This window comes from Burkholderiales bacterium (assembly GCA_036262035.1).
Taxonomy (GTDB): domain Bacteria; phylum Pseudomonadota; class Gammaproteobacteria; order Burkholderiales; family SG8-41; genus JAQGMV01.
Genome location: DATAJS010000031.1, coordinates 1 through 17741 on the forward strand (window position 1 = coordinate 1; position 17741 = coordinate 17741).

The following is a 17741-nucleotide window of genomic DNA, read 5'->3' on the forward strand; positions in this document are numbered from 1 at the left end:
AAGACCTGATCGCGAAGATTGATTGCTTCGTGCAGCAATACAACAAACACTGCAAGCCATTCATATGGACCGCCACCGCCGACTCGATCATCCAGAAACTGGAACGGCTTTGCAGGCGAATTAACGGGACGGCACACTAGAAAAGCGCTTTGCAACCGCCAAGGACGCAAAGGAAAGCCTCATAACGTCATCGCGAGCGCCGAAGGCGCGTGGCGATCTCGTGGCGCACGATGCGGACGTTCCGCGATTGCTTCGTCGCTGCCGCTCCTCGCAATGACAAAAAAGCTTTCCTTTGCGTCCTTTGCGTCCTTTGCGGTCAATTGTTTTTTGAAGACACGACGTACAGCAACGCCGTGCAATGCTGCGGCGATTCGCCGCCGATCCGGCACACGTGCGCGGGCGTCCAGCCGGGGATGCCGTAGCGGTTGGTGACGATGCGGGTGCCGGGTGCGAGCTTCGCGAACCCGGGCTCGAGCTTCTCCAGCACGTCCGGCAGCAGGAAGAGCGCCAGCACGGTCGCTTCGGAGAAATCCACGTCGAAGAAGTCGCTTCGCACGAACGACGCGCGGTCGGCGACGCCCTCCTTCAGCGCGTTACGCCGCGACAGATCGAGCAACGGCAGGTCGTATTCGACGCCGAGCGCACGCGCGCCGCGCTTCGCTGCGGCGATGACGCAGCGTCCGTCACCCGAACCCAGATCGATGACGTAGTCGCCCGCCTTCACTTCGGCCATGTCGAGCATCCTGTCGACCAGCGCGGGCGGCGTGGGCACCCAGACGAGGTCCTTGCCCATCTGGCCTTCGACAGGGTCGCCGGGCTTGCCGCCGATCTTCGCGCGCATCGCGCCCGCCGCGGCGGACACGAAGCACAGCGCGAGCAGCGTTTCGATCATCTCGGGAGACATTGCTCGATAGTAGCGCGGCTACACTGTCGCCATGAAATGGCTTGCGTACCTGCTGTTCGCCGCCGGCATCGCCGCCATCGTCGCGCTCGTCGGCTATTACGGGTACGCGGACGTCGCCGCGGCGCTGGCGACAGCCGCGTGGGGTGTAGTGCTCGTCGTCGCGTTCCACCTCGTGCCGCTCGCCGCCGACACGATCGCGTGGCGCTACCTGCTGCCGCCCGACCGGCGCGCGCGTCTCGCCGATCTCCTGTGGATGCGCTGGGTGAGCGAATCGGTGAACAACCTCCTGCCCGCGACGCAGATCGGCGGCGACCTCGTGCGCGGGCGGCTCGCGGCGCAGCGCGGCGTACCCGCCGCGGACGCGGCGGCGAGCATCGTCGCCGACATCACGACCAGCGTCTTTACGCTGATCGCGTTCGGCGCGATCGGTGCGCTGCTCCTGCCGCAGGCGCGGCAGGGCGCGCTGCTGCTCGCCGGGCTTGCGATCTCGGCGGCGCTCGTCGCTCTCTTCGGGTACCTCCAGCATCGCGGCCTCTTCGCTCCGCTCGCACGGCGCGTCGGCTCCACGATCGGCGGCACGTGGGATGGGATCAAAGGCAGCGCAGCGGCGCTCGACGCGGCGGTCGCGCGGATCTACGCGAGGCGCGGCGACGTCGCGAAGAGCTGCGCATGGGCGTTCGCGGCATGGGTGCTCGGCGCGGGCGAGGTGTTCATCGCCCTGCACTTCCTGGGCAGCCCGATCGGCATCCTCGATGCGATCGCGATCGAGTCGCTGATACAGGCGCTGCGCAGCGCCGCGTTTCCGGTGCCCGGCGCGCTCGGCGTGCAGGAAGGCGGGTTCGTCCTGCTGGGGGCTGCTTTCGGTCTTGCGCCGGAGACCGCGCTCGCGCTCTCGCTGGTCAAGCGCGTGCGCGAGGTCGTGCTCGGGCTCCCGGGCCTGATCGTGTGGCAGATAGCCGAAGGACGGCACCTCGTGCGCAAGCGTGCTTTGAAGCGCTCGGTATAATCGCTTCAGCTTTTCTCCGAGAGTCCCTATGCCGCTCGACATCCGCGGCCTCATCGCGAAGCACGAAGGCCGCAACTACGAGCTGCACGAGCAGCACGTCAATCCGCAGTACGTGAAGGTGCTGCGAACGATCGGCTTCGATCGCTGCTACGTGCGCGCGGAGGGACCGTACCTCTGGGACGTCGAAGGCACGAAGTACCTCGACATGAACTCGGGCTTCGGCATGTTCGCGGTCGGCCGCAACCATCCGGACGTGCGGCGCGCGCTCGTCGAGTTCATGGAGTCGGATTACCCGAGCCTGGTGCAGCTCGACGCGCCGCTCCTGCCCGGCATCCTCGCCGAAGAGCTCAAGAAGCGCGTCGCGCCGCATCTGGAGCGCGTGCACTTCACGAGCTCCGGCGCCGAGAGCGTCGAGGCCGCGATCAAGTTCGCGCGTTGTGCTGCGCGCAGGCCGGGAATCGTCTACTGCGAGAAAGCGTTCCACGGCCTCACCACCGGTGCGCTGTCGATCACCGGCGACGACACCTTCCGCGCGGGCTTCGCGCCGTTCCTGCCCGACTGCCGCGCGATACCGTTCAACGATCTCGCGGCGCTGGAGCGCGAGCTCTCCGAAGGCGACGTCGCGGCTTTTATCGTCGAGCCGATACAAGGCAAGGGCGTGATCCTGCCCGCCTCCGGCTATCTCGCCGAAGCGGCACGGCTCTGCCGCAAACACGGCGCGCTGTTCGTCGCGGACGAAGTGCAGACCGGCCTCGGCCGCACCGGCCGCTTCCTCGCGATCGACCGCGAAGGCGACGTGGAGCCCGACATGGTGCTCATCTCCAAGGCGCTGTCGGGCGGCTACGTGCCGATCGGCGCGGTGCTGATGCGCCGCGCGGTATACGACAACGTCTTCTCGAGCCTCGAGCGCGCGGTCGTGCACGGCTCGACGTTCGCCAAAGGCGGCCTGTCGATGGTCGCGGGTCTCGCGACGCTCGGCGTGATGGACGACGAGAAGCTCATCGAGAACGCCGAGCGCGTGGGCGCGCTGCTGTACGAAGGGCTCGAAGCGATGCGCCCGCGCTTCGACTTCATCAAGGAGGTCCGAAGCCGGGGTCTCATGATCGGCATCGAGTTCGGCGAGCCGAAGAGCCTCGGCGGCAAGGCGGCGTGGGCGGTGATGCACAAGATGGACAAGAGCCTCTTTCCGCAGGCCGTCACCATTCCGCTGCTCGACGAGCACCACATCCTCGCGCAGGCCGCCGGCCATCACATCGACGTCATCAAGCTGCTGCCGCCTTTGAACATCGGCGCAGACGACGTGCGCTGGTTCCTCGGCGCGTTCGAGAAGGTGATGACGGGACTGCAGAAGTTTCCCGGACCGGCGTGGGACGTGCTCATGCGCATCGGCAAGATCGCGCTCACGTCGCGGCCGCGCCAGGCCGAGCAGGCTTGAGAGGGCGCCATCGGCCAGGTCACGTGGGTGCACAGGGCGGCGCGGGTGTGCGTGCGGCCGCTCGTGAATACCTCGGTCACGCCCAACCATCTCACCACGCTGAGGCTTCTCACCGGATTCGCGGCCGCCGCGGCTTTCGCGGTCGGCACCCGGCGCTGGGACATCGTCGCCGGCATCCTCTTCGTGCTGTCCGCGTTCCTCGATCGCGCCGACGGCGAGCTCGCGCGCATGAGCGCCAAAACGTCGAAGCGCGGCCATGTCTACGATCTTGCGTCGGACGTCGCGTCGAACGTGACGGCTTTCGCCGGGATCGGCATCGGCTTGTCGCACGGTCCGCTCGGCGCCGCGGCGCTCGCGATGGGTTTGGTCGCCGCGGGCGCGGTCGGCGCGATCTTCTGGATCGTGACCGCGATGGACGGCGGCAGCGGCGAAGCCTTTCCCGGCGCCGGCGGCTTCGATCCCGACGACGCGCTCTTCATCGTCGGCCCGATGGCATGGCTCGATCTCCTCGAGCCTCTGCTCTACGCCGCCGCCATCGGCGCGCCGGTGTTTCTCGTCTTCGCCTTCTGGCGCTGGCGCAGTGCTAAAGCCTGATTGAACCGCCAAGGACGCAAAGGACGCCAAGGAAAAGCAATTTCGTCATTGCGAGGAGAGGCAGCGACGAAGCAATCGCGTTACGAACGGAAAACGTGCGCCACGAGATCGCCACGCGCCTTCGGCGCTCGCGATGACGTTATCGGGTTTCCTTTGCGTCCTTTGCGTCCTTTGCGTCCTTTGCGGTTAATCAGCCTTTCGATTTTCACCCTTCCCGATAGAAGAGCAGCACGTAGCCGACCGCCATCAGGCAGACCGTCCAGAGCTGACCCGCGACGCGCGCTTCGCGGGCGGGCAGTCTGAGCTCCAGCCAGCGCCCCACGCCCGTGAGCACCGCCAGCAAGCCGAGGATCGCGTGCGAGAGCTCGATCAGGAACACCTGCTTCGTCGCGAACACGGTATGCGAGTGCGTGAGCAGCATCGCCCCACCCGCGATGCACAGCAGCGGGAAACCGTAACGCCAGCGCGTCGCTTTGAGGCCGCCCACCTGCACGCGCCATTCGAACAGCGCGAGGCCGACGACGAGCAGCGCGGCGAGGCGGTGCTGGAGCACCGCGGGCACCGCGAGCGTCGCCCAGAAAGGCTCGGGGCCGAGCGGCCACACCGTCGGCTCGGCATACATCAGCACGAAAGCGGCGAGCGTGAGGAAGAGCAGCGGCCAGTGACGCGCGGCCCGCACCTTGCCGCTGCGATCGAGCGCGGCCGCCGCCGCGACCAGCAGCACCAGCAGGCCCGCCATGTTGTGATTGAAGGTGTTCTGCTCGTGCTCGAGCGCGCTGGGCGTCGCGAACGCATCGGCGGTCGAAGCCGCGGTGGCGAGGAGCGCGTCGTGCGGCGGCGGCACGAGGATCGGTTTCTTGGGCGCGAGGAACGCGATCACTTCAGCCGCTGCCGCGCGCTCGCCCGGCACGTCGATGGACGGCGGCTGGGAGGTGAGCGAAGCGGCGGTGAGCAGCGCGCACGCCACGATCGCAAGCTCGGCTTCGACGTACGCGGGCACCTTGCGCCCGACCGCGTCGCCGTCGCCGGCGCGCCAGCGCCGCGTCGCGTAGTAGTTGCGGCTGCCGAGCACCAGCGCGGCCGCAAGCAGGGCGACCTTCGCGAGCACCATGGCGCCGTAGCCGGTGCCGATCGCTCCGCTCCAGTGCCCGATGTACTGCCACGCGAGCGCGAGCCCCGCCGCGACGAGCAGCACGACCGCCGCAAGCGCCAGCGGCGAGAAGCGCGCGAGCAGGCGCGGCCACAGCGCCGGATCTGCGGCGTGCGACTTCGCGAGCGAACGCAGCCACGCGAGCTGCGCGATGCCGCCGACCCAGATCGCCGCGCCGAGCTGGTGCGCGAGGGTCGCGATCGTGAGCGGCACCGCGCTCTCGACGCGGCTGGAGGCGTGCGTGAGCCATGCCCCGCACGCGAGCGCGAGCGCGGCCGCGAGCGCCATCTGCAGTCCGCGCCGCTTCGTTGCGGTGGACCCGCGCAGCGATGCGGCGGTGAACGCGAGCACCAGCGCCGCACCGGCCTGTGCGATCGCCGCGCGCGCGTAATCGGTGTCGAAGAGCGCGCGCACCGGCGCACCGCCGGGCTCGTCCAGATAGGAGAGCGGCATGAGCGCGAGCGCGGCGAGGCGCGAGGCCGCGAGCGCGACGCCGCCCGCGACGACGAGGCGCAGCGAGCGCTTACGAACATCCGCGTGAGCGGCGTCGTCCCCGAGCACGAGAGCGAAGAAAGCCGCGCCCCCGACGCCGAGCGCCATGCCGACGAGCGCGAATCCGGACAGGACGACCGCGACGAACTCGACGAACGCGCTCAAGGCAAAACAGTGAAGCGCAGCACGCCTTGCGTGGTGTGTCCGTCGGTCGCGAGGACGTGGTAGCGCAGCTCGTAATCGCCCGCGGCGAGCTTCGGCAGCGGGATCACGAGGCGGTCGGTCTGCGCGGGACCGGTATCGAGCGGAGTCAGCGCGACGGGCTCGGCCTTGCCGCGCTTGAGCGTCGCGCGCGACAGCGCCTGCTCGATGCGCACGTTGAATCGCAACACGACGCGCTCGGGTGCGGCGCGCAGCGCAGCCTTGGGCGCCGGATCGGATTCGACCACGACCGCGTGCGGCCACGCCGGCGTCGCCGCGAACAGCATGAGGATCGCGACGAGCGCGCGCAGTCGGGCGCGTAACGGTGCAGCGGACGACAGGCTCACGCGCGCTCTAGCAAGGCGTCGGCAGGCTGGGCGGCGCCTTCGATCGCATAGCGGTTGGATGACGCGGTGGCATACAGCGCGGGGGCGGCGATGCGCAACGTCAGCAGCGCCGCGCGAAAGCCGAGCCCGACGCGGATCGCCGCCGGCCAGCGCCACGGCGCGAGCATGAGTCGCGCGGCGGTCACTGCCACGTCGATCTCGCCGTCGGCGGCCACCGCACGCTCGAGCTCGGGCGGCACCGCGACGTCGGCGCCGTCGGCGATCGCGCGCAGCGCGACGAAGGGCACGCCGAGGTCGCGCGCCGCGCGCGCGACAGCCGCGCTTTCCATGTCGGCACCGAGCGCGCGGGAGCGGGCCCACAGTGCGCGCTTGTCGTCTCCCGTCGCGAGCGTGCGCAGGGCTTCGGCGAGCGGTCCGGTATAGACCTTCAGCTTCGCATCGAGCACGCCGCCAAGCGCCTCCTGCCACCCGGCAGTCACGAGATGGGTTTCACCCGACGCGTCGACGATCGCGCGCGGGACGATCAATGCTCCGGGCGCAAGCCGGCTGTCGAGCGCCGCGGCGCAGCCCCAGCTCACCAGCGCCGAGGCGCCGCAGTGCACGAGGCGCTGCGCGGCGCGGTACGCGCGTTCCGGCCCCATGCCCGACACCGCGACCACGAACTGCTCGGGCAGGCGGCGCAGCGACCGGACCTCGGGCTCGAGAGCGGCGACGATCCCGATCGAATTCATTCGGCGCCTCGCACGGCGTTGCGGTAGTTCGCGAGCGCCCATAGCGGGAAATACTGCGAATAGCCGTGATACTTGAGGAAGAAGACGCGCGGGAAACCGGGCGCGGTATACGCGTCGTCGTCCCACAGCCCGTCCGCCTGCTGGTTACGGAGCAGGTACTGCGCGCCGCGCTCGACTTCCGCGGAGTGGCCTTCACCCGCGGCGATCAGCGCGAGCATCGCCCACGCGGTCTGGAACGCGGTGCTCGTGCGCGCCGCACCCGCGATGGAAGGATCCCAGTAGCTGCCGTTGTCCTCGCCCCAGCCGCCGTCGCGGCCTTGCACCTGTTTGAGCCATGCCGCCGCGCGGCGCATCGCGGGATCGTCCGGCGCGACGCCGGCCTCGCGCAGGCCGGCGAGCACCGACCACGTGCCGTAGATGTAATTCGTTCCCCAGCGCCCGAACCATGCGCCGCCCGGTTCCTGCTGCGCACGAAGATACGCGATGCAATCGTCGATGGCGCGGCGATACTTCGGATCGTCGGGCAGGCGCGCGAGCGTCAGCGCGCAGCGCGCGCTCACGTCGGCGGTCGGCGGGTCGAGCAGCGCGCCGTGGTCGGCGAACGGAATCTCGTTGAGATAGGCGTGCGTGTTGTCGGCGTCGAACGCGCCGAAGCCTCCGCCTTTGGACTGCATGCCGCAGATCCACTGCGCCGCGCGCCGCACCGCGAAGACGTGCCGCTTGTCCGAGCGGCGCTCCAGCGTCCAGACCACCGCGCCGGTGTCGTCGAGATCGGGGTAATAGTCGTTGTCGAACTGGAACGCCCAGCCGCCGCCGGGCAGCCGCGGACGCGCGATGCGCCAGTCTCCCGGCTGATCGAGGAGCTGCTTGGAGGCGAGCCAGTCGTGCGCGCGATCGACCGCGGCGTCATGACCGCCGGTCTCCTGCAGCGCGAGGCACGCGAGCGCGGTGTCCCACACCGGCGAGACGCACGGCTGGCAATACGCGGAAGCCTCGCCGATCACCAGCAGGCGGTCGATCGCCTCGCGCGCGGTCCTGACGCGCTCGTCGTCGCGCGGATATCCCAGCACGTCCAGCGCTTCGTACGCGTTCACCATCGCCGGGAAGATCGCGCCCAGGCCCCCGGTGCCGTTCAGGCGGTCGACGAACCACCCTTCCGCGCGGCGCAGCGCGCGCCGCCGGATGAAGCGCGGGATCAGCGGCTCGAGCGCGCGGCCGAGATGGTTGCCCGCGAGGAACAGCGCGTTCAGCGCCGAGCGCTTCTCGAAGTAACGTTTCTCCTGCTCGGGCGCGGTGGTGAAAAGCTCGCGCACCGAAAGCCCGAGCGGATTGCGCGCGCGCGCTTTGAGGCTGCACAGGATGAGCAGCGGCACCATCACCGTGCGCGACCAGTACGAAATCCTGTACACGTTGAACGGGAACCAGCGCGGCAGCAGCACCGCTTCCACCGGCATGAACGGCACCGCGCGCCACGGCACCTCGCCGAAGAGCGCGAGCGTGATGCGCGTGAAAACGTTGGCGCGTGCCGCGCCGCCGTGCGCGAGGATCGCCGCGCGCGCGGCCTTCATGTGCGGCGCATCCACGTCGTCGCCCGCGAGCTTCAGCGCCCAGTACGCTTTCACCGAGCACGAAAGGTCGAACGCGCCGCCGGCGTAGAGCGGCCAGCCGTCTTCCGCCACACGCCCGGCGCGCAGATAGACGGCGATGCGCGACTGCAGCGCCGTGTCCACCTCGCCCATGAAGTGCATCATGAGGATGTACTCGGCGGGTATGGTGCAGTCGGCCTCGAGCTCGTAGCACCAGTACCCGTCGGGGTGCTGCGCGGCCGCGATCGCCGCGGCCGCCCGCGCGATGCTCGAATCGAGCGCGCTCGCCGCGGTGGCGCGGCCGGCCCCCGACCTCGCGACGTCGACGGCGCGCTGCAGACCGGACGATTCGAGGGGAGGCAGCGGGGTCATCCGGCGCGGCGCGGGTCGTCGGCGGGAGAATAAGGCTTGCGCCGCGGCGCCTGCGGCAAGCCGGCGGCAGCGAGCCTGAAGAGCGCTTTGAGCAGCGCGTCGCGTTTCACCGCGACCCGGCTCGCGGCGATGACGAGCTTGACGCTCCTGCGCGAGATCTTCACCTGCGCGCCGCTGCGAAAGTCGCGGCGGGCGTTTATCTTGCGCAACGTGAGCAGCGCCATGCCGATCGCCCACAGGCAGAAGTGACGGATCGCGGTCTCTTCACGCGGGATGAGCAGGGTGTAGCGCAGCGCGTCTTCCAGATGCGCGTGCGCGATGCCGATCAGACGTCCGAGCGCGGCGCCGAACGCTGCGTCGTTACCCGCCGAGCCGAGTGACGTCAGATCGAAGCCGCTCGCACGGAAAACATCGTTCGGCAGCCAGCACGCGCCGCGGCTGCGATCCTCCCAGATGTCCTTGAGGATGTTGGTCATCTGCAAGCCCTGACCGAACGAGATCGCGAGCGGCATCAGCGTCTCGCGATGCTTCGCGATGTCGGGCGAGTAATCGCAGAACAGACGCGTCAGCATCTCGCCGACGACCCCCGCGACGCAGTAGCAGTAGCGGTCGAGCTCCGCGACATCTGCCAGCCCTGACCCGGGGCGCGCCTCCTGGAAATACGCCATGCCGTCGGCCATGACTTCGACGCAGTCGCGCAAGGCCTGCTGCTGTTCGGCGTTGAAGGTGTGCGTGAGCGCGACGACGCGCGGCGTCCTGACCACGAGATCGCGGTCGGCGGACGCACTCGACGCGAGGCGCGGCGTGAGCTCTTCGACGAAAGCGCCGGCCGCGTGCGTGCCGGCGAGGACTTCCACGAACTGCGTGCAGAAGCGCCGCTTCTCGCCGCTGGAGAGCGATTCTTCGTCCTCGATGGTGTCGACGATGCGGCACAGGAGGTAGGCGTTCGAGACGACGCGGCGCAGCCCCGGCGGCAGCTGCGGGATGGTCAGCGCGAACGTGCGCGACACGTCCTGCAGCAGCGCGCTCTGCAGGGCGTCGTCGGCCGGCACGGCGGTCGCGTACGCGCTGCCAGGCTCGTGCGCAGCCCGGCTCGACAAGGCTTGTCTTGCCGATGTCATCACGCGCAGACTGCGGCGCGCGCGGTCCGCGCGCCGTCGCGGGCGCCGAAGTGCCTCATCGATACTCCTTCCTTCGGTGACGCCGTCACCCGATGCTTTCGCTTTTTACGCCGGGGCGGGTTTGCAAACCGTAAGCCCGACGTAAGCTATGCCGCGCTTGACCGCGCGGGTGTACTGCGGCACAAATGTAACGTGCGTATTGTAGCCGCGTCACCCCCCAGTCGATGAAGTGCGCCATCCCATGAGTGTCCCGCTGATCCAGGTCTATCGCGTCGCCCGCTACATCCTCGGCCGTAAGCTTGCGGGCGTTAAGCGCTATCCGCTGGTGCTCATGCTGGAGCCGCTGCTCCGCTGCAACCTCGCGTGCGCGGGCTGCGGCAAGATCGACCACCCTGAAGCGATCCTCGACCGCAGGCTGTCGGTCGAAGAGGCCTTGGGCGCCGTCGACGAGTCGGGCGTGCCGGTCGTGTCGATCGCCGGCGGCGAGCCGCTCATTCACAAGGACATCGCACAGATCGTCCGCGGCATCGTCGATCGTAAAAAATTTGTGTACTTGTGCACCAACGCGCTCCTGCTCGGGAAGCGGCTGCACGAGTTCAAGCCTTCGCCGTATCTCACTTTTTCGGTCCACCTCGACGGGCTGCGCGAGCGCCACGACGCCTCGGTATGCCGCGCGGGCGTCTTCGACAAGGCGGTCGAGGCGATCAAAGCCGCGCTCGGGAAGGGCTTCCGCGTGACGGTGAACTGCACGCTGTTCCAGGGTGAGTCCGCGCCCGAGGTCGCGGAGTTCCTCGATTACTGCAAGGACCTCGGTGTCGAAGGGGTGACGATCTCTCCGGGATACAGCTACAGCCACGCGCCGCAGCAGGAGATTTTCCTGCGGCGCACCGCGTCCAAGCAGCTCTTCCGCGAAGTGTTCAGGCTGGGCCGCGGCCGCAAGTGGCGTTTCAACCAGTCGAGCCTGTACCTCGATTTCCTCGCGGGCAACCAGGCCTATCAGTGCACGCCGTGGGGCAATCCCACGCGCAACGTCTTCGGCTGGCAGAAACCGTGTTACCTGCTCGTCGACGAAGGCTATGCGAAGAGCTTTCGCGAGCTGATGGAGACGACCGACTGGGACGCCTACGGCACCGGCCGCAACCCGAAGTGCGCCGACTGCATGGTCCACTGCGGGTACGAGCCGACCGCGGTCGACGATGCGGTCACCCACCCCGTGAAAGCGATGCTGGTCTCGCTGCGCGGGCCGCGCACCGCGGGCGCGCTCGCGGGCGAGCCAGGCCGGCCGTAACGCGGGCCTGCCGATTCCCGTAGACCCGATGCTCGCCCTCGCCGCCGCGGCCGCCGCGCTGTGGTGGGCGCTCCTCCTCGTGCCGTGGCGGCCGTGGCGCGCCGGTCCGGTGCTCGATGCGCAGGCGCCCGCGAGGGTGGTGTCGGGAAGCGTCACCGCGGTGATCCCCGCGCGCGATGAAGCGGCGCTCGTCGCGCGCTGCGTCGCGAGCGTGCGCGCGCAAGGCGTGGACGCGGTCGTGGTCGACGACCAGAGCGAAGACGACACCGCCGCCATCGCCCGCGCTGCCGGCGCGAGCGTGGTGCGCGGCGAGGCCATGCCGAGCGGCTGGAGCGGCAAGGTGTGGGCGCTCGAGCAGGGCCGGGCGCACGCGACGACGGACTACGTGCTGCTCGTCGATGCCGATATCGAGCTCGGGGCCGGCATCGTCGACGCGCTGCTCGCGAAGATGAAGCACGAGGGGATCGCATTCGCTTCGCTGGTGCCGCAGCCGCGCTTCGAAGCGTTCTGGGAAAAGCTCCTCATGCCGGCGTTCGTGTACTTCTTCGCGCTGCTCTATCCGTTTCGATTGTCGAGCTCGCCGCGCTCGCGAGTGGCCGCGGCGAGCGGCGGCTGCGTGCTCGTCGAACGGCGCGCGCTGGAGGCGATCGGCGGATTCGCGGCGCTCAAAGGCGCGCTCATCGACGACTGCACGCTCGCGCGCTGCGTGAAGCGCGCGGGCTTCATGACGTGGATCGGGCTCACCCGCTCGGCGCACAGCCTGAGGCCGTATCCGGCGCGCGCCGACGTGTGGGCGATGGTCGAGCGCAATGCCTACACCCAGTTGCGCTATGCGGTCGGCTGGCTGTGCGCGTGCACCGCGCTGATGGTGCTCGCGTTCTGGGTACCGGTGATCGCGCTGTTCGATGCGCGCGCCGCGGTGCAGGTCCTGGGCGCGGCCGCGATCGCCGCGACGATCGCGAGCTACCTGCCGACGCTGCGCTTCTATCGGCGCTCGCCCGCGTGGGCGCTCGCCTTGCTTGTCATCGCCACGCTCTTCCTCGCGATGACCTGGACCTCGGCGCTGCGCTACTATCGCCGCGAACGCGCGCGGTGGAAGGGCCGCGTGTACGCAACCTGACGGATAGCCGTGAAGCGCACTCTCTTTCGTTTCCTCGCAGCGGTCCTGCTCCTTGTCACAACCTGCACCTACGCGCAGTCCGGCGACCCCGCTGCACGCGTGAAGAGCTTTTACGCGACGCTGCTCGAGACCATGAAGGACGCCAGGCGGCTCGGGGTGGAAGGCCGCTACAAAAAGCTTGCGCCGGCGGTGAATGCGGCGTTCGACCTGCCTGCGATGACGCGCATCGCGGTGGGCCCGTCGTGGACGACCTTGACGTCCGAGCAGCAAGGCGCGCTCACTGTGGCGTTCACACGCATGACGGTCGCGACGTACGCGAACCGCTTCGACGGTTACGACGGAGAGCGCTTCGAAGTGGAGCCGAAGATCGTCGAGCGCGGCGCCGACCGCATCGTCAACACCAGGCTCGTGACGACCGGCGAGGCGGTGACGCTCAATTACCTCCTGCGCTCGTCAGGGGGTGACTGGAAGATCGTCGACGTGTACCTGAGCGGTACGATCAGCGAGCTCGCCGCGCGCCGGTCCGAGTTCTCGGCGATCCTGAAGTCCGGCGGACCGGACGCGCTGACGAAGACGTTGCAGGCGCGCGGGGACAAGCTGCTGAGCCCGTGAAGAAGATCGAACCGCCAGGGACGCAAAGGACGTCAGGGAAAAGCAACTTCGTCATTGCGAGGAGCGGCAGCGACGAAGCAATCGCGTTACGAACGGAAAACGTGCGCCACGAGATCGCCACGCGCCTTCGGCGCTCGCGATGACGTTGTCGGGTTTGCTTTGCGTCCTTTGCGGTTAAGACGCTTTTAAAGGCGCTACGGTTTCGGCGGGGCCGCCGGGTCGTCGAGCTCGTCGCCGGGCCGCGGCTTCACCGGCCGCACCTTCGCGAGCTCGGCGTCTCGCCTCTGGCGCACGATGCTCTTGAGCTGCGCGTAGAAGTCGAGCGAGCCGTTCTCGATGATTTCGAGCCCTTCGATGTTGCGTGCGCGCGTGTCCACACCGTCGGCGATGCGCATGGCGACGACCGCGTCCGACGACGAATTCGGCAGGTAGGTTCCGGGCGCCGTCGTGTACATGTCGACGCCGAGGCCGACTGCGTCCCGGACGTTCGAAGGCCCGAACACCGGCAGCACGAGGTACACGCCCTCCCCTGCGCCCCAGCCGTGCAGCGTCTGGCCGAAATCGCCCGACTGGCGCGGGAGCCCTTCCTTCGTCGCGATGTCGAACATCCCGCCGATGCCCGCGATCGAGTTCAGCACGAATCGCGAGAACGTCGTTCCCGCCGCGTCGAGCCGGCCCTGGAGAATGTTGTTCGCGAGTATCCGCGGCTCGGCGAGGTTGCGCATGAAGTAGTGCAGCCGGTCCTGGACGAACGTGGGTACGACGCCGCGATAGGCGATGGCGACGGGCTTGATCAGCACGCCGTCGATCACGCGGTTCGCCTCGAAGACCTTGCGGTTGAGCGGCTCGAGCGGATCGTCGCTCGCCTGCCCGTGCGGGACGCTCGCGCATCCGGAGAACGCGAGGCAGACGGCGAAGGCGAAGAGGAAGTGCAGCAGACGGGGCATCGAGGTCTTTCGCGAAGCCGGCAAGGATAAGCGAAGCGGCATCGGGTGTGAAGCTCACCTTCGCCGCATCGAGTACAAGAGCGCGGGCAGAAACACCAGCGCGCACGCCAGGGTGCATGCCAGCGACATCGCGAGCAGCTCTCCCATGCTCGCGGTTCCGGGATGCGACGAAAGCCACAGGCTGCCGAACGCGCTCGCGGTCGTGAGCGCGCTGAAGATCACCGCGCGCGCGAGGCTCGACGCGAGGAGCCCGCGCGCGCCCGACCGCCACGCCGCCACGAAGTAGATGTTGAACGCGACCCCGATGCCGAACAGCAGCGGCAGCGCGATGATGTTCGCGTAGTTCAGCGGCCGCGCGAGCGCCGCGCACAGCGCGAGCGTGACGAGGCCCGAGAGCACCAGCGGCGCGAGCGTGAGCGCGACGTCGACCGCCCGCCGCAGCACCACGACCAGCACCAGCGTGATCGCCGCCAGCGCGAGCGCGCCGGCCTGTACGAACGCGGTGACGATCGCGCGCCCCGATTCCTTGATCCACACCGGTCCGCCGGCGGCCGCGGGCTCGACACTGCGCACCGCGTCGACGAAGCGATCGAGCACCGCGTTGTCGGTGCTGTCGCCGGCGGGATAGACCTCGACCCGCGCACGGCCGTCGGCGGCGATCCAGTCGCGCCTGATCTGCGGCGGCAGCGATTCGCGCGTCACGCGCGCGGGCTGCAGCGCCGCACGCATCTGAGCGAGCATGGCGGTGAGGCCGGGGATCAACGCCGCGTGCGCGCGCTCGCGTTGCGCGCCATTGCCCGCGCTCACCGCGGACAGCGCGCCCGCGAGCCGCTTCGCCTCGCTCGCGGCCGCGCCGTTCGCGCGGTCGGCGAACGCCTGCAACGCGTGCGCGGCCTCGCCCATCGCTTGCGCGTTCTGCGCATCGCTCGGCGCGGGCACGGAGGGTGCGACGAGCGCCGGCCCGAGCAGCATCGCGGCGTCCTCGATCAGCGCGAGCTTCCTGTCCTGCTCTTCGGGAACGAAGCTCGAGAAGGTCAGCGTCTGTGACACTTCCGGCAGCGCCGCGAGCTTCTTCGCCACCGCGTCCGCCGCGGCCAGATCCGGCGCCAGCACGTCGATCGTGTTCGGCGTGCTGTGCGGGTCTTGCGCGAGGTCGCGCAGCGTCGCGACCGACTCGGTGCGTTCGCTGCGCAGGTTGAGCGGATTGAAATCGAAGCGCAGGAACGGCAGCAGCGCGAGCGATACGGCGGCGAGCGCGGCGCATACGGCGAGCACCGCTCGATGCTTCGCCTCGATGAACGCATCGAGACGCGCGAGCGCGGGCACGCCCACCGGCGCGGCCTCGCCGCGCGGCCTCGTCAACGCGAGCAGCGCCGGCAGCAGCGTGATGCTCGCGGCGAACGCGATCACCATGCCGTTGCCGGCGATGAGCCCGAGCTCGGCGACGCCGCGATACGCCGTCGGCAGGAACGCGAAGAACCCCAGCGCGGTCGCCGCCGCCGCGAGCGCCAGCGGGCCGCCCACCCGCGCGCCGGCATTGCGCAACGCCACGTGGAGGTCGCCGTGCTCGAAGCGCTCCGCGCGGTACGCCACCGCGAGCTGTATGCCGAAGTCGACGCCGAGGCCGACGAACAGCACCGCGAACGCGATCGAGATCAGGTTGACCGCGCCGACCAGCGCGATGCCGACCGCAGCGGTGACGGCCAGCCCGCAGAAGAGGCTCGCGAGCACTGCCGCGATGAGCTTCGACGAGCGCAGCGCGATCCACAACAGCACGATCACGAGCGATATCGTCACCGCCGCGCTGAGGCCCGCGCTCTCGCGCAGCGTCGCGAGCTCTTCGTGCGCGAGCGGGACCTGTCCCGTGAGCCGCACGCGCACCCCGCGCTCCGGCGTGAGACCGAGCTCGACCGCGGCGTTGCGTACCGCTGCGATCGCCGCTGCGCCGGGCTGCAGCTGCGTGTGATCGAGCCGGGGGTGCATGAGCACGAAGCGCCGCAGCTCGCGCGGATCGCCCGCTTTGCCGGTGAAGAGCGCCCGCCACGCGAGCGGTTCGACGCGGTTGTCGTGCGCGGCCTGCAGCGCGTCGGCGAGCGCCTTGAACGGCGCCGCGAGGTCGTCGACCGGTGCGCCGCCTTCGCCCGCGCCGCGCGCGAACAGCGCGAGCGCGCCGGCGAGCCCGCGCAGGCTGGGATCGGCCGCGAGCGGCCCCAGCAGCGGCTGCGCGGCGATGAGCTGCTCCAGGGTCTGCGAAAGCTCGGTGGTGGAGAGATAGAGCAGGCCGTTCGTCTCGAAGAAGTCGCCGCCGTCGGGCCGCCACGCCGCCTTGAAGAGCGACGTCTCGCGCGCGAGACGCGAGGCCAGCGCCGCCGCCGCATGACCCGCGAGCTCGGGGGTGCGGCCGTCGACGACGGCGACGATGAGATCGCTGCGCTGTGGGAAAGCCTTGTCGAAAGCGATCTGGCGCTGCCGCCAGTCGAGCTCGCGCGACAGCAGCTCGCCGGTGTCGGTGTCCATGGTGAAGCGCGACGCGACGAACCACGCCGCCGCGGCCGACAGCAGCATCCACAGGGCGAGGACCAGGACGGCGTGCCGGCTGCAGAACGTTACGATGCGGGCGACTGCGCGTCCTGCGGCGTCGCCCTGCTTTGGGTTGACCGGCACTTGTTCGGGATCGGTGGCGAGACGCGGATCGTACCGTACCGCCCCGACACCGCCGTCGGGTTGCGCCCGACGCGGACCGCCTGCCGAGATCAAAATGCGACGAACGGGCGATAGAAAGGACATGTTCTCCCGCGACGATACGTCCACGGGCTCACACACGGCCCGCCACGCCTACTCAAAGGAGAACCGAATGAGCTCGATCGTCAGGATCGCCGCCGCCGCGCTGCTGCTCGGCATGTTCGCCGGGTGCGCCGCCTGGACCCCCAATGTGCAGACCGACAGCATGCAGGATCCGGAGATCTACACCGGAGTCAGCGACTGAGTCGTGCAGGACTGCCGCGGCCCGTCTCCCGCGGGCCGGGGCAGGTTATCCGCGTGACGCAAGCGGGACCCCGACACGGCGCACGTAGTAAACTCGGACGGCTGCAATGCGAGAAAGCTTTGAGATGCGCAACGTGCTCGTGATCGAAGACCAGCAGGACATCGCGCACCTGGTCAGGCTGCACCTGCAGGACCTACCCTGCAAGGTCGAGCTCGCCTTCGACGGCCCGAGCGGCCTGGCGCTGGCGCAGAAGCAGCACTTCGACCTCGTCCTCCTCGATCTCATGCTGCCCGGCATCGACGGCCTGGAGATCTGCCGGCGATTGCGCGAGCGCACCGTCTACACCCCGATCATGATGCTCACCGCGAAAGCGGCGGAGCTCGACCGCGTGCTCGGCCTCGAGCTCGGCGCGGACGATTACCTCACCAAGCCGTTCAGCATCCGCGAGCTCGTCGCGCGCGTGAAAGCGATGTTCAGGCGCATGGAGCGCCTCGAGAATCCGGCGAGTCCCGCGGCGGAAGAAACGCTGCGCTGCGGCGACCTCGTCATCGACGTCGCCAAGCGCGACGTGCGCATCGACGGCTCGCCCATCGCGCTCACGTCGAAGGAATTCGACCTGCTGCTGCATTTCGTGCGCAACCCCGGACGCGTCTACACGCGCCTGCAGCTTCTCGACACGGTATGGGGTTACGGCTACGACGGCTACGAGCACAACGTCAACTGCCACATCAACCGGCTGCGCGCGAAGATCGAGAGCGATCCGGCGCGGCCACAGATCATCCTCACGGTGCGCGGCGTCGGCTACAAGCTCGGCGAAGCGCACGCCGCGCTCGCCGAAACCTGAGCCAC

Annotated in this window: 17 protein-coding genes; 9 read left to right on the plus strand and 8 right to left on the minus strand. The window is 69.2% G+C overall.

Going from position 1 to position 17741, the window contains the following annotated elements; genetic code table 11:
- Positions 1-140: IS630 family transposase (locus VHP37_30015; protein ID HEX2830612.1), on the plus strand; the 140-nt coding region annotated here is incomplete at its 5' end.
- 176 nt (positions 141-316) lie between these two features.
- On the opposite strand, the gene VHP37_30020 is transcribed toward VHP37_30015, so the two are convergent.
- The gene (locus tag VHP37_30020) at positions 317-904 is read right to left on the minus strand and encodes a methyltransferase domain-containing protein (GenBank protein HEX2830613.1); all 588 of its coding nucleotides are present in this window, start codon (positions 902-904) and stop codon (positions 317-319) included.
- A gap of 31 nt (positions 905-935) precedes the next feature.
- Here VHP37_30020 and VHP37_30025 point away from each other — a divergent pair, with 31 nt between their 5' ends.
- From VHP37_30025 to VHP37_30035, 3 genes are read left to right on the plus strand one after another with little or no spacing between them, the layout of a single operon-like run.
- Positions 936-1910: a lysylphosphatidylglycerol synthase domain-containing protein gene (locus VHP37_30025; GenBank protein HEX2830614.1), complete on the plus strand. Its 975-nt coding sequence runs from the start codon at positions 936-938 to the stop codon at positions 1908-1910.
- 28 nt (positions 1911-1938) lie between these two features.
- A complete protein-coding gene (locus VHP37_30030; protein ID HEX2830615.1) occupies positions 1939-3345 on the plus strand; it encodes an aspartate aminotransferase family protein in 1407 nt (468 codons plus the stop codon).
- Between the two features lie 51 nt (positions 3346-3396).
- Positions 3397-3939, plus strand: a complete 543-nt coding sequence (locus tag VHP37_30035) for a CDP-alcohol phosphatidyltransferase family protein (protein ID HEX2830616.1) — start codon at positions 3397-3399, stop codon at positions 3937-3939.
- Positions 3940-4144: 205 nt separating this feature from the next.
- Here VHP37_30035 and VHP37_30040 read toward each other — a convergent pair whose 3' ends face one another.
- The 5 genes from VHP37_30040 to VHP37_30060 are packed head-to-tail and all read right to left on the minus strand — an operon-like array spanning position 4145 to position 9870.
- Positions 4145-5746 carry a CopD family protein gene (locus VHP37_30040; protein ID HEX2830617.1) on the minus strand — a complete coding sequence of 534 codons (1602 nt, stop codon included), beginning with the start codon at positions 5744-5746 and terminating at the stop codon, positions 4145-4147.
- Positions 5743-6129 (minus strand): copper resistance CopC family protein, encoded by a 387-nt coding sequence (locus tag VHP37_30045; GenBank protein HEX2830618.1) that lies wholly within the window; start codon positions 6127-6129, stop codon positions 5743-5745. The genes VHP37_30040 and VHP37_30045 overlap by 4 nt, the downstream gene beginning before the upstream one ends.
- Positions 6126-6860 carry a hypothetical protein gene (locus tag VHP37_30050; protein HEX2830619.1) on the minus strand — a complete coding sequence of 245 codons (735 nt, stop codon included), beginning with the start codon at positions 6858-6860 and terminating at the stop codon, positions 6126-6128. Before VHP37_30050 ends, VHP37_30045 begins: the two co-directional genes overlap by 4 nt.
- Positions 6857-8818: a squalene--hopene cyclase gene (shc, locus tag VHP37_30055; protein ID HEX2830620.1), complete on the minus strand. Its 1962-nt coding sequence runs from the start codon at positions 8816-8818 to the stop codon at positions 6857-6859. The genes VHP37_30050 and shc overlap by 4 nt, the downstream gene beginning before the upstream one ends.
- Complete coding sequence (locus VHP37_30060; GenBank protein HEX2830621.1) at positions 8815-9870, minus strand: phytoene/squalene synthase family protein; 1056 nt, start codon at positions 9868-9870, stop codon at positions 8815-8817. The genes shc and VHP37_30060 overlap by 4 nt, the downstream gene beginning before the upstream one ends.
- Before the next feature lie 310 nt (positions 9871-10180).
- Between VHP37_30060 and hpnH the strand changes: the two genes are divergently transcribed.
- The 3 genes from hpnH to VHP37_30075 are packed head-to-tail and all read left to right on the plus strand — an operon-like array spanning position 10181 to position 12959.
- Entirely contained in the window at positions 10181-11227 is a 1047-nt protein-coding gene (hpnH, locus tag VHP37_30065; protein ID HEX2830622.1) for an adenosyl-hopene transferase HpnH, read from the plus strand.
- A 28-nt stretch (positions 11228-11255) separates the two neighbouring features.
- Entirely contained in the window at positions 11256-12347 is a 1092-nt protein-coding gene (locus VHP37_30070; GenBank protein ID HEX2830623.1) for a glycosyltransferase, read from the plus strand.
- 9 nt (positions 12348-12356) lie between these two features.
- Positions 12357-12959: an ABC transporter substrate-binding protein gene (locus VHP37_30075; protein HEX2830624.1), complete on the plus strand. Its 603-nt coding sequence runs from the start codon at positions 12357-12359 to the stop codon at positions 12957-12959.
- A gap of 194 nt (positions 12960-13153) precedes the next feature.
- On the opposite strand, the gene VHP37_30080 is transcribed toward VHP37_30075, so the two are convergent.
- Both VHP37_30080 and VHP37_30085 read right to left on the minus strand, forming a co-directional pair.
- Entirely contained in the window at positions 13154-13906 is a 753-nt protein-coding gene (locus VHP37_30080) for a VacJ family lipoprotein (GenBank protein ID HEX2830625.1), read from the minus strand.
- 54 nt (positions 13907-13960) lie between these two features.
- A complete protein-coding gene (locus VHP37_30085; GenBank protein HEX2830626.1) occupies positions 13961-16570 on the minus strand; it encodes an MMPL family transporter in 2610 nt (869 codons plus the stop codon).
- Between the two features lie 190 nt (positions 16571-16760).
- On the opposite strand from VHP37_30085, the gene VHP37_30090 reads away from it, so the two are divergent.
- Together VHP37_30090 and VHP37_30095 are read left to right on the plus strand one after the other, a co-directional pair.
- Positions 16761-16892 carry a hypothetical protein gene (locus tag VHP37_30090; GenBank protein HEX2830627.1) on the plus strand — a complete coding sequence of 44 codons (132 nt, stop codon included), beginning with the start codon at positions 16761-16763 and terminating at the stop codon, positions 16890-16892.
- Positions 16893-16998: 106 nt separating this feature from the next.
- Positions 16999-17736, plus strand: a complete 738-nt coding sequence (locus VHP37_30095) for a response regulator transcription factor (protein ID HEX2830628.1) — start codon at positions 16999-17001, stop codon at positions 17734-17736.
- Positions 17737-17741 lie beyond the last annotated feature (5 nt).

Coding starts and splice junctions, on each gene's coding strand:
- VHP37_30050 (HEX2830619.1), bottom strand. CDS start 6,860: ATGAATTCGATCGGGATCGTCGCCGCTCTCGAGCCCGAGGTCCGGTCG.
- VHP37_30080 (HEX2830625.1), bottom strand. CDS start 13,906: ATGCCCCGTCTGCTGCACTTCCTCTTCGCCTTCGCCGTCTGCCTCGCG.
- VHP37_30030 (HEX2830615.1), top strand. CDS start 1,939: ATGCCGCTCGACATCCGCGGCCTCATCGCGAAGCACGAAGGCCGCAAC.
- shc (HEX2830620.1), bottom strand. CDS start 8,818: ATGACCCCGCTGCCTCCCCTCGAATCGTCCGGTCTGCAGCGCGCCGTC.
- VHP37_30090 (HEX2830627.1), top strand. CDS start 16,761: ATGAGCTCGATCGTCAGGATCGCCGCCGCCGCGCTGCTGCTCGGCATG.
- VHP37_30070 (HEX2830623.1), top strand. CDS start 11,256: ATGCTCGCCCTCGCCGCCGCGGCCGCCGCGCTGTGGTGGGCGCTCCTC.
- hpnH (HEX2830622.1), top strand. CDS start 10,181: ATGAGTGTCCCGCTGATCCAGGTCTATCGCGTCGCCCGCTACATCCTC.
- VHP37_30025 (HEX2830614.1), top strand. CDS start 936: ATGAAATGGCTTGCGTACCTGCTGTTCGCCGCCGGCATCGCCGCCATC.
- VHP37_30095 (HEX2830628.1), top strand. CDS start 16,999: ATGCGAGAAAGCTTTGAGATGCGCAACGTGCTCGTGATCGAAGACCAG.
- VHP37_30020 (HEX2830613.1), bottom strand. CDS start 904: ATGTCTCCCGAGATGATCGAAACGCTGCTCGCGCTGTGCTTCGTGTCC.